Raw genomic sequence first — 11,484 nt, 5'->3', positions numbered from 1 at the left:
TATGGTGGCATCAACCTTCAGCGGTAGCGTGGAAGTACGGTTAATTTTAAACATACTCAGACTTATAAAAATTACATGGAGTAAAGAATGTCTGTTCAGGTAATGGAGTCGTTTCGCCAGGGCCTACTGGGCAAAGGCGTGTCGTTGTTGCTTTCGTCGCTCTTCGTCTTTGTTTTCTTCCTGTCTCCCACAGGCAAGGCAATGGCGGACAATATAGAAAAAGAGGCGGAGTATGAACGACGCCTGACCGCCATGATGGAAAGCACCCCTGAGAAGAAGCTCGCCCACAGGCTGCAAAAGCTGAAAGAGTGGGTCGCCGATGATGAGCCAGGTATTCGTTTCAGGGAACGAGCGAATGAAGGTTTATTGGCCACTATTACCCGATCCATTGGGTTGGGGGATAAATTCCTCATGACTTCAGATAAAAATAAACTGACGACTCTCTACTCAGGAGTTGATGAAGCTTACACAGAAGCATGGTCGGAATGGCAGAACCTCGAAACTGAATTGAAAAACCGCGACCTGCCTGCAATTGCTCTGGAGCGTCATCAGGAGGCTATGGAACAATTCAAAGAGCAGTACCGCCAGTTCTCCGGATATTATCAGCAGCTGGAGAACACCAATAATGATGTGGAGTTGCAGTCTGGCTGGGAAGAGCTGGGGCGTTTTCTGAATCAGCAACAGTTCCAGAAAAGCTATGCGCCTTTCGATCCAAATAAACTGCCTTTCGGCACACCGGACAGTGAAGTGCGCGAGCCAGCGGTCACCCTTAGCGAACTGGAAAATGTGCTGGGTATGAGTCCTGTAGCAGGGCTTATGGTCGTGTCAGCCGGTATACTGCCCGATTCGGTTCAGAAAGCACTGGAGGCCAGAAATCAGGTATCAGAAGAACACCTGTCTGATACTATGGATATCCAGATTAATGATGAAATACGACAACTGGCGGTTGATCTGAACAATAACCCGACTGAAATTTACGCCTGGGTACACAACAATATCCGCTTTATTCCCAGTTACGGCTCGATTCAGGGCGGGGCCATGACTCTGGAAACCCGCCGGGGCAATGCCACTGATATTGCCAGTTTGCTGATTGGCCTGCTGCGTGCTGCAAACATTCCGGCTCGCTATGCCTACGGCACCATTGAAGTGCCAGCGGATAAAGTGATGAACTGGGTGGGTGGAGTCGAAGTGCCCGCCGCTGCCCAGAACCTTATGGGACAGGGCGGTATTCCCAATACAGGTTTGTTGCGCGGTGGCAAGGTCACCGACATTCGTATGGAACACACCTGGGTAGAAGCCTGGGTCGATTTTGAACCCAGTCGGGGTGTGAAGAATCGACAGGGCGATCACTGGATTCCTATGGATGCCAGCTTTAAACAGTATGAATTTACTAAAGGCATGGACCTTCAAGAGCAGGTGCCTTTTGATGCCCAGGCTCTGGTTGATGAAATTCAAGCCAATTCAACCATTAATGAAGAGCAGGGTTTTGTACAGAACCTGCCCCAGATGGCTATAGAACAGCAGTTGCAGGACTACCAGCAAAAACTGCAGGACTACATCACCAATCAGAATCCCGATGCCACCGTCGGTCAAGTGTTGGGCCTACAGGAAGTCAAGGTAAAACCACCGGCTCCTCTGGCAGCAGGCCTGCCCTACAAAGTGCTGGTCACCAGCGAACGCTTTGCAGAAGTACCAGAAAAACTGCGCCACAAATTCAAGTACCAGCTCCAGACCCAGCTTTATGGCAACCCGGATGTAAGCCTGTTTAACTTTGAGCAGCCTACCGTCAAGCTGGCCGGTAAAAAACTGGCCCTGTCCTTCCGACCCAGTACAGAAGAAGACGAAGCCATTATCGAGAAATATCTTCCCCAGGCAAATGACGATGGCAGTCCGATAGATCCATCACAATTGCCGGATACCCTTCCCGGTTACCTGATCGATATGACGGCTGAATTCACTCTGGACGGTGAAGTAGAACTCACCGCCGGGGCAGGGAAAATGGGTACAGAGTTGTACAGTACACTGGGCCTGTATTCACCAACGCATGGCTGGACGACAGCGAATAACAAACCGGTAGCGGGTGAGTATCGGGCTATTGGGTTGGATTTACAGGGGGTGTCTGAATCGGAGGCAAGCAAGCTGCAAAAAAATGTGAGTTTAACCAAAGATAAATTATCAAATGCTGAATTTGATGCTCTATCACAACATAGCGTAGTCGGTGACCTTTTATACGCAACTATTTTGAGCTATTTTGCTCAGAATGATGTACACGACCAAGTGTCATCAAAAAATAGTGATGTCATTCAATTTCGGGCTCCGAGTTTTGGTTTGTTTATGACTAATGTTACACCTCAATATTGGTTTGGAATGCCGAGAGATGTGAGGTTTGGCGGCCTTGCAATGGATGTAGATAATTACAGCGTAATTTCAGTGCACAAAAGTAATGAAAGAAAGCTGTGGAGTAATTATAACTTTTCAATAGGTAAAAGAAGCTCTGTGATGGAGCACATTGTTCCTGAACAAATGCTTTCGACAAGTGAGAGCTCTGCATATGGAGTAAGCGCAATGAAAGCTCTGCTTATAGCTGCTCAAGAAGGGCAGCGCATTCTTTCTATTACTCGTGAAAACTTAGAAGAAGCAATGCAAATTCTAAAGCTGTCAGACGATGTAGAGAGAGAAATTAAGCAGGGGGTGAATTCTGGGAAGGTCATTACTGCTCATGAGAAAAATATAGCTTATAAGGGCTGGGTTGGAGCTGGGTATTTAATCATTGATCCAGATACTGGGGCAGGAGCTTATAAAATAAGTGGTGGTCAGAATGGTGGTTTTGTTGAGCTTGTTTCTAAAGTGTTTGAGTGGCTTGGTATAGGTTTCTTTATTAAAGAGCTTCTTGCAATCATTGCCGGGTCATTAGGTGTGGCAGCTGTTTTTTCAAGTATAGGAGGTGTTTTATTTTTTCTTGCATTTGCAATGAACATTTACGATTTATCTATGAAGTGTAGAGATGCAACAGCAGCAGTTATTTTTTCCATCCTATATACAGTTGTTAATGTGTTAGTTATTGGTCTTTTGGCATTAGTTGCTGGACCTATTGGTGCAGCTATAGGGCTTTTCATTTTAGGCTACGGTGGTGTATATCTGAAGGACTGGATTTTGAATACTCCGTTGTGTGCTGGTGATAAAAAATGAACCATATGTTATTCAGGCCTAAAAGAGTCGTAATACAAACTACTCTTTCACTATATATTGTGGCACTTTATGCATTACAAATATCTTGGCCGATTATAATCGGTGCAATATGTGGACTTCTCTTAATAGTTATTAGCTTGGAAGTGAAAAAGCCTGTCAGTCGTTTTGGAATTGCTTGGATGGCAATTAGTTTTGTTCTTGCTTTTGCTGAGTGGTGGTTACGAAGTTAGAGTACTTGGGACTGATACCATACCGTGCCCCCAGTTTTGGTCTGTTTATGACCAGCGTCACCCCTTTATACTGGTTTGGTATGCCCAGGGATGTAAAAATGGGTGGACTGGCCATGGATGTGGATAACTATATGACAATGGCTGTTCATAAGCAGAATGATAAAAAGCTTTGGGCAGACTACAACCAGCGAACTGGAACCAATAGCTCCGCGATGGAGCATCTGGTACCTGAACAGATATTTTCAACGGAAGACTCTCCGGCAGAAGGCGTGAGTGCTGTAAAAGCGCTAACTCTGGCGGTAGCTGAAGGCCAGAAAGTATTTACCATTACTCGGGATAATCTTGATCAGGCACTTGCCAGCATAACCTTGGCGACTGAAGTTGAGCAGGAAATCCGACAGGGTGTCTTGGCTGGAAAGACCGTAACAGCCCACGAGCGTAATATTACCTTGAATGGTTGGAATGGTGCAGGCTACCTGATTATTGATCCTGAAACGGGAGCCGGGGCTTATAAGATCAGTGGTGGGGCTAATGGTGGTTTCCTCAGTGATGATGCTCTCGATATTCTTGGGTGTATTGGTTTTGTTTTTGGGGTAATTGGAAAAGGTCTTATTGGAGTACTTTCAGTAGGCATAGCCGCATTTTTGAACGTAAAGACTGTTCTTGATTATTTGGCGATTGATCATAAATGTAATGGGCTTGGAGCCCTTATAGCTTTATCCGTATTTGTGAGTTTGCTTGGGATATTTTTCTTAACTGGTCCCTTGATAGGTATTGCCCTTATGTATGCAGGGCTTTTAGCTTCGAAAGCTGCTGTAGTTGTAGCTGAAAGTAAAATCTGTAAAGGGTGATATGTTATGAGTAAAACTCAGCTGGCTTATTTCCTATTGATAATATTTGATGTTGCCATTGTTCTTTATTTTGGCTCTTCAGGGATAACTGTGGGTAAAAATGAACAGATTTTGAGATAAAAGCATCAGTAGCAAACTTTTGATAGTTTTTTGTTGATGGACAAAAAAACAACAAAAGTGACCACTGATGCTGATTAAAACTATCCTCAATAAAGTTCATAAACTCAAGTCATTTGTTTATCAAGATGTAAAGCTCGGCTTCTATCAAGGTTCTGAAGTATTCAATGTAACCGTTGTTCCACGAAAGAACAGTCACGCTATCTGCTCAGGATGCCAGAAGCCTGCTCCTGGCTATGATCATCTTGCTGAACGTCGCTTCGAGTTTATCCCTCTCTGGGGCATCAGGGTTTTCCTGCTCTACATAATGCGACGGGTGGAATGCAATTCATGTGGTGTAAAGGTTGAACAGGTTCCATGGGCTGATGGCAAGAAGGAGCTGACCAAAGTTTACATGCAGTTCCTCGCACATTGGGCAAAAAAGTTATCGTGGAAAGAGGTTGCCAGTAGTTTCAGTACTTCATGGGAGAAAGTCTTTCATGCTGTTGAGTACGTTGTTGAATGGGGAAAGGCCCACCGTACACTCGATAACGTCAGGGCTATTGGCGTTGATGAGGTTGCCTACCAGACAGGCCATAAATACCTGACTGTCGTTTACCAGATTGATCGCGGTTGCACACGATTATTGTGGGTTAGTCAGGAGCGTACAGAGGCTACGATTCGAAGCTTCTTCGCTTTCTTTGGTACGGAGCGTAGTCAGCGATTGGAGTATGTCTGCTCTGATATGTGGAAGCCCTACGTAAAAGCCATCGCGGAATGTGCCAGTCAGGCACTGCACATCCTGGATCGCTTCCACATCGTGGCCATGTTGAACAAGGCTATTGATGAAGTCCGGGCATCTGAACATAAGCAGCTACAGGCCGATGGTTATGAGCCTGTTTTGAAAAAAACACGCTGGTGCCTACTCAAGCGCAAAGAAAACCTCACAGAGAAAGAAGAGATAAAGCTGAACACCGTGCTTCAGTACAACCTGAAAAGCGTCAGAGCCTACCTGCTCAGAGAAGAATTTCAGGCATTCTGGGAGTACATTTCACCACATTGGGCGGAAAAATATCTGGATCGTTGGTGTACAAGAGTCATGCGATCAAAGATAGAGCCGATGAAAAAAGTTGCTAAAACTGTTCGACGACACAAGCCTCTCATCCTGAACTGGTTCCGGGCAAAAAAGGCGTATTCCAGCGGTATTGTTGAGGGTCTGAATACCAAGATAAAACTCACTACGAGAAAATCATACGGATTCAGAACCTATAAATGCGCAGAAATCGCTTTATATCATGCACTCGGCAAGCTGCCTGAACCGGAAATGACCCACAGATTTTACTGACGAGGCTTTATTTTAGTATGGTTATCTATGCCTTAATCAAAGGGAGGATCTATGCATTTGGGGAATGGTTTTATAAAGAAAATAGGTCGATGTTTTATCAATATGTCATAGGCTATATCCTCTTAGGTATATTTGCGCTGTATATACGGTATGTAGTATTTCCTGATGAAATTTATAAGTACCTGTAGAGATGCTAGAGGGTGTTGACAATTAAGTCAGCCAAAGAACTGAAGCTGCTAAATGAATCATACCCAGATAATTGCGACCTAATCTTTCGTATCGTGTAGAGCTCTCGGCCATAATCTCTCTGCTGTTTTCGTATGACCGGAGTGGATCCGGCATCATGAATCGCCCTGACCCCGAGCTCTGTGCTGCTTTGCTGTTTTCGTATATTTCATTCTTGGCTGGAGGTGCTGTAATCCCGGCAGCTGGCAGTGAGGTATGCAAGAGGTGAATGCTTAATGGATCCAGTTCTACTTGTAATTGATATAGGCATACTGCTTTATGCTGTTATGCTGACCTATGGGGTATGGAAGAAAAGAGTATATGCTCTAAGGAAGTGGTATGAGTACTATGACAATAAGAAAAAATATTTTGAGATATTGATAGGGTATCTGATTATGCTATGTGCTTTGTTTGTGATTAGATGGTCGATAGTTGATCGATTATATAGCTAAAGTCTCTCATGTTTTTCTGAATGGGAAGAACTACTTAAGAGAATTAAGAGTATTAAAGAATGGCAGCTGAACCATTCATTCTGTTGATCTTACTTTTTGTTCAGACAGGAGAATGCATGATTTAAGCTCTCAGTACTATGAAAGCCACTCGGTTTTCGATGAGTACAGGCAGATAGTCTGTCTGTACTCATCTGAATCGTTTTATACAGTCATCAGTCGTCTGACTTCATCTTCGTTCATCTCATTGCCTGCACCTGACAGAACCAGCTCTCCACGATCCAATACAGCATATTGATCGGCTAAATCCCGGGCAAATTCAAAGTATTGTTCGACCAGCAGGATGGCCATTTCTCCTCGATCTCTGAGCATCCCGATGAAGGATTGAATATCCTTGATGATGGAAGGCTGAATACCTTCGGTGGGCTCATCAAGAATTAAAAGCTCTGGTTTGGTGATCAGCGCCCTGGCAATGGCCAGCTGTTGTTGCTGTCCTCCAGAGAGGTCGCCTCCACGGCGATGTCTCATATCTAACAGTACTGGAAATAAGTCGTATATTTCCCGGTCAATTTTCTGTTTTGACCGTGGCAGACAGGCAAAACCGGTTTCAAGATTTTCTTGTACCGTGAGCAGAGGAAATATCTGTCGACCCTGGGGAGCGTAGGCAATCCCTTGTCGGGCTCTTTGATGAGAAGGTTGACTGTTTATTGATTGCCCTTTCCAGAGAATCTGCCCGGAAGTGGCTAAGACACGTCCGGCAACCGTATTAATCAGTGTGGTTTTCCCTACACCGTTTCGCCCCATAATGCTGGTGACCTGACCTTTATGGGCCGTCAGCGATACAGATTTAAGTGCCTGGCTGGCACCATAAAATACATCAATGTTCTGAACTTCAAGCATGCTTTTCTCCAGCTCAGGGCTGTTTATCTGGCTTGTGGTTTTTTTCCTGGCTTAAGGCTATCTTCCCAGATAGACGTCGATGACTTGTTGATCCTGCTGAACATGATCCAGCGACCCTTCTGCCAGCACACTGCCTTCATGCAGTACCATAACTTTACAGTTAAGTGCTTTGATAAATGCCATGTCATGCTCGACTACCACAAGACTTCGCTCTTCTGACAGTTCCCTGAGCAGGTCAGCGGTTCTGAACGTTTCTTCATCCGTCATTCCGGCAGCAGGCTCATCAATCAGAAGGAGCTTGGGATCCTGGAGTAATAACATACCAATTTCGAGCCACTGTTTTTGCCCATGAGATAAGGAAGCTCCCGTCAGGTCCCGGCGATCCTTGAGGCGTATTTTTTCAAGAGTTTCGTCAATTTTTTTGGAACCTGTTGAAGAAAGGCCTTTAAACATGGATTCAAAAGGAGATCGACGACCTTTAAGAGCGAGTTCCAGATTTTCCCAGACCGTCAGACTCTCGATCACCGATGGTTTCTGAAACTTTCGACCAATACCCAGGTTGGCTACTTCGGCTTCATCATATTGAGTGAGGTCAATAGAGCCTTTGTTCAGTCTTGAGCGTCCGAAAAGGTTTTTCGTTTCTCCCGGGGATGCAATCTTGCTCATGTTAAACAGCACATCGCCGGTATCCGGTCTTGTTTTACCGGTGATGACATCCATCATGGTGCTTTTACCCGCTCCGTTAGGACCGATAATGGCTCTAAGCTCCCGATTGTTGATTAAGAAAGAAAGGTTGTTGAGAGCTTTGAAGCCATCAAAACTGACCGTGACATTGTTAAGGTACAGCAACGTATCATCCGGTATGTGCTTATCAACCATGATCAGCGACCTCTTTTTCCTGAGTCCGGGCTGAAGGTTTAGCGAGTCTTTGCCTGATCTGTTCATACAGACCCACAACCCCTTTGGGTAACCACAGCGTAGAGATAACAAACAGTGCACCCAGGGCAAACAGCCAGGCGTCAGGCATCGCTCCGGTAAACCAGGTTTTGGCATAGTTAACGATCAGTGCGCCAATAATGGCACCGTACAGCGTGCCTCGTCCGCCAACGGCCACCCAGATAACCAGTTCAATGGAATTGATGGGAGAGAATTCTCCCGGATTAATAATGCCAACCTGAGGAACATAAAGTGCTCCGGCAATGCCAGCTAATACAGCAGAAACTACAAAGGCTACCAGTTTGTAATGTTCCACTCGGTAGCCAATAAAGCGTGTCCGGCTTTCTGCATCTCTCACGGCCATTAAAACCCGTCCATAGCGAGAACTCACCAGCCATCGACAAATCAAATAACCTAGCCCAAGAGCCAGTGCTGACAACATCAGAAGTACGACTCTGGTTATATCACTTTGCAGACTGAAACCGAGAATATCCTTAAAGTCGGTTAGCCCGGATATTTCATAAACAAGGTTCGAGCCTTTGCCAAGGGGCTTGGATCTGAGTTTTTTGGCCGGACTACTTTTCAATTGACCTCCTGCACCAACTTTTCAAGCAAGACGCACGCTTGGCTGATAGATTTATCGCTAAACCTCCAATTCCAAATAAACGCCCCCCCCCAGAGCTCTTTCATCTGGTCGCTTTTTGACTCAATTGAGTGCCTGCAGAGTCATTTATCCCGGTCGGGGTGGCGGCATCGAATAAAACACTTCTGTCACATGCCGCAAAAGCCCCCTGAATGGACAGCTACGAGGCAGATGTAACTTGATCCGATCTTTGTATTCGACCACTTTCACTGCAATTTTGCAGAGCTTCGCAATCACTGTTGAGGGCTGAGCTTTTTCCAGTTCTGTGCCTTTCAGGGCCTTGGTTCTTAACTCATGGTGGATAACGTAAGCAGCACAGGCGTAAAACATCCTCAGATGGTTAGCCAGAAAGCCCTGGTCTGATAGCCTGTCACCAGACAGGTCGCTTTTCAGATGCTTGATGAAGTTCTCATCCTGGCCTCTTGGGCAGTAAAGCTCTTCATAAATGACCTCAGGAGAAGCCTCTTTTATCGATGTCACAATAAAACGAGGATTGTCGCCTTTCTGGTTGACCTCTGCCTTGTAGATGATTCGTGTATCCAGGCCTTTCCAGCTTTTGGCCTGATACTCTGCTTCTCCGTAAAGCCTGAGCCGCTCGGGTATTGGCATATTGTTTAATCTGGCCAGGCCGGTCTTGACCTTGAGTGCTTGTCGAGCCTCATCCAGTAACTCTTTGGCTTTGGGTCGTAGAGCTGTTTTATGGCCTGCCCCTTTGCCCAGCACATAGTCGGAATGCGGATCATCCTGAACAACCCGCATTAGCTCAGGCTGGGCAAAATGGCTATCACCCCGAACCAGCAAATACGTTTTCGGCCACCTCCGTCGGATCAGCTGAATGACGCGCTTAAGAATGGCGGCGTTCTCTTTGCCTGTAGGTGTTTTACCCGGACGCAAGACAGCAGTAATCAACTTGCCGCTGAGTCCTTCAAATATCAGTAATGGCAGGTAACAGTAGTCATTATATTTAGCATTGAACAGGTTCATTTGTTGACCACCATGGGTAATGGTCGGCGTGTGATCCAGATCAATTATGGCTGCCATCGGTGGTAGCTCGTAACTGCTGATGAAATGCTCAGCAAGAGCCTTGGCCATCTTGTAGATGTCCTTTTTGGTCATTGACTGCCCAAGCCTGGTGTACGTCGGAGCTGACGCTAAATGACCCTCTTCGCTCAGCGGGTTTCGTCCAACGGCAAGCTTGAACATAGGATCTTTGCGCAAATAGTTGCTGTCGTTGGCGTCCTCATAACCACAGGCCATCTGCAAAACTCTCTGGGTCAGGAGGTCTTGCAAGGGATGGTCGATGTAGGATTGGTGGCGTTTATCATCAATCGCGTTGGACAGCTTGGAAATGAGACCGCTATGCAGCATGGTTTCGCGCAGTAAAATGGTCCCAAAATCAGATGATAACTCGCCACCCTGAAAATCAGCTCTCAGTGTTTTGCCGTTGACCGGATGAAATTTGAGTATTTCTTGAGCAGGTTGATCCATCACAAGTTCCGAACTGGTGTGTCCGGAATACTCTGGTGGCAATGTCATTTATATCAAGGGCTGAGGGCAAATTTTGCTTATTTTATGAATTATCCGGGTTAGACCATTGTTGCCTCCAAAGCCGAAGTCGTTCTGGAAGAACATCAGCATCAGGGCATAAGTCAGAGCTTGAGTGATGATGGACAGGTATACGCCAGTGACCCTGGATCGGAAAGCCAGCCAGCCAAACAGAAAGGCCAAAAGACCAGGAATCAGGGCTACCATCAACATGGCAAACCAGAGCGAGTCAAATCCCTGCCAGTACCAGGGCAATTCCTGCCAGTTCAGAAACACCATGAAGTCAGGGAGTTCTGGGTTGCCATAGACGCCGCGATCACCGATCTGGCGCATCAGGTACATTCCCATGGCATAGCCGCCCAGGGCAAAACCGGTAGGGTCAGGCAAGACTGCATTGCTCACCAAACTCTGTGCCTCAATGCGTCAGAACTACAATCTGGCAGTAGTGACCAATGATATTTATACGAAAGAAGACGCTCAGTTTCTGATTCGTCATGAAGCGTTGGAAGAGGATCGAATCATCGGTGTAGAAACCGGTGGCTGCCCTCACACAGCGATTCGTGAAGATGCCTCCATGAATCTGGCAGCAGTGGATGAGCTTTGTCAGCGGCACCCTGGTCTGGAAATGGTATTGGTTGAATCCGGTGGTGATAACCTCAGCGCAACGTTTAGTCCGGAGCTGTCAGATCTCACTATCTATGTCATTGACGTCTCTGCCGGAGATAAAATTCCTCGCAAGGGTGGCCCGGGCATTACTCGTTCTGATTTGTTAATCATCAATAAGATCGATTTGGCGCCTATGGTGGGCGCTTCTCTTGAAGTCATGGATAGAGATGCCAGAAAGATGCGTGGTGATCGACCCTTTCTGTTCACAAACCTGAAGGCTGAGCAGGGTGTTCGGGACGTGATCGACTTTATAGTTGACAAAGGCATGCTGGAAGCGAAAATGCCTGAAAAGCAAGATCGCAAACCGACCTCCGTCAGTGTGTAATGTTTAATTAATCATTAGGTAAACCCCCGGCTATGCCGGGGAGACTCGCATAGGTTATACCGAGCCTTCGGTAGCTAACCTCGA

At 46.2% G+C, this 11,484-nt stretch carries 7 protein-coding genes and 2 pseudogenes; 4 read left to right on the top strand and 5 right to left on the bottom strand.

The genetic code is table 11. The annotated features are described in order from the left end of the window. The first annotated feature begins 87 nt into the window (after positions 1-87). From GZ78_RS10580 to GZ78_RS10565, 3 genes are all read left to right on the top strand, one after another. Entirely contained in the window at positions 88-3,189 is a 3,102-nt protein-coding gene (locus GZ78_RS10580; RefSeq protein ID WP_201772701.1) for a transglutaminase-like domain-containing protein, read from the top strand. A 235-nt stretch (positions 3,190-3,424) separates the two neighbouring features. Further along, a complete protein-coding gene (locus GZ78_RS10570; RefSeq protein ID WP_034835274.1) occupies positions 3,425-4,270 on the top strand; it encodes a hypothetical protein in 846 nt (281 codons plus the stop codon). A 187-nt stretch (positions 4,271-4,457) separates the two neighbouring features. After that, positions 4,458-5,711: an ISL3 family transposase gene (locus GZ78_RS10565; protein ID WP_034834897.1), complete on the top strand. Its 1,254-nt coding sequence runs from the start codon at positions 4,458-4,460 to the stop codon at positions 5,709-5,711. An 878-nt stretch (positions 5,712-6,589) separates the two neighbouring features. Here the strand turns inward: GZ78_RS10565 and urtE are convergent. The 5 genes and pseudogenes from urtE to GZ78_RS10530 form a co-directional block, all read right to left on the bottom strand. After that, a complete protein-coding gene (urtE, locus tag GZ78_RS10550) occupies positions 6,590-7,285 on the bottom strand; it encodes an urea ABC transporter ATP-binding subunit UrtE (RefSeq protein WP_034835269.1) in 696 nt (231 codons plus the stop codon). A 57-nt stretch (positions 7,286-7,342) separates the two neighbouring features. After that, positions 7,343-8,164 (bottom strand): ABC transporter ATP-binding protein, encoded by an 822-nt coding sequence (locus tag GZ78_RS10545; RefSeq protein WP_034835268.1) that lies wholly within the window; start codon positions 8,162-8,164, stop codon positions 7,343-7,345. After that, a pseudogene (locus GZ78_RS10540) lies at positions 8,157-8,768 on the bottom strand (ABC transporter permease subunit); the annotation flags it as partial. The gene GZ78_RS10545 and the pseudogene GZ78_RS10540, both read right to left, overlap by 8 nt. A 183-nt stretch (positions 8,769-8,951) precedes the next feature. Then, positions 8,952-10,352: an IS1380 family transposase gene (locus GZ78_RS10535; RefSeq protein WP_051786143.1), complete on the bottom strand. Its 1,401-nt coding sequence runs from the start codon at positions 10,350-10,352 to the stop codon at positions 8,952-8,954. 96 nt (positions 10,353-10,448) lie between these two features. Further along, positions 10,449-10,778 (bottom strand): annotated as a pseudogene (locus GZ78_RS10530) (urea ABC transporter permease subunit UrtC); the annotation flags it as partial. A gap of 49 nt (positions 10,779-10,827) precedes the next feature. Between GZ78_RS10530 and ureG the strand changes: the two are divergent. Beyond that, positions 10,828-11,400 (top strand): urease accessory protein UreG, encoded by a 573-nt coding sequence (gene ureG, locus GZ78_RS10525; protein WP_236631526.1) that lies wholly within the window; start codon positions 10,828-10,830, stop codon positions 11,398-11,400. Positions 11,401-11,484: the final 84 nt, after the last annotated feature.

The sequence above is a fragment of the Endozoicomonas numazuensis genome (genome assembly GCF_000722635.1).
GTDB lineage: Bacteria > Pseudomonadota > Gammaproteobacteria > Pseudomonadales > Endozoicomonadaceae > Endozoicomonas_A > Endozoicomonas_A numazuensis.
This window is presented reverse-complemented; position numbering and strand designations above follow the sequence as displayed.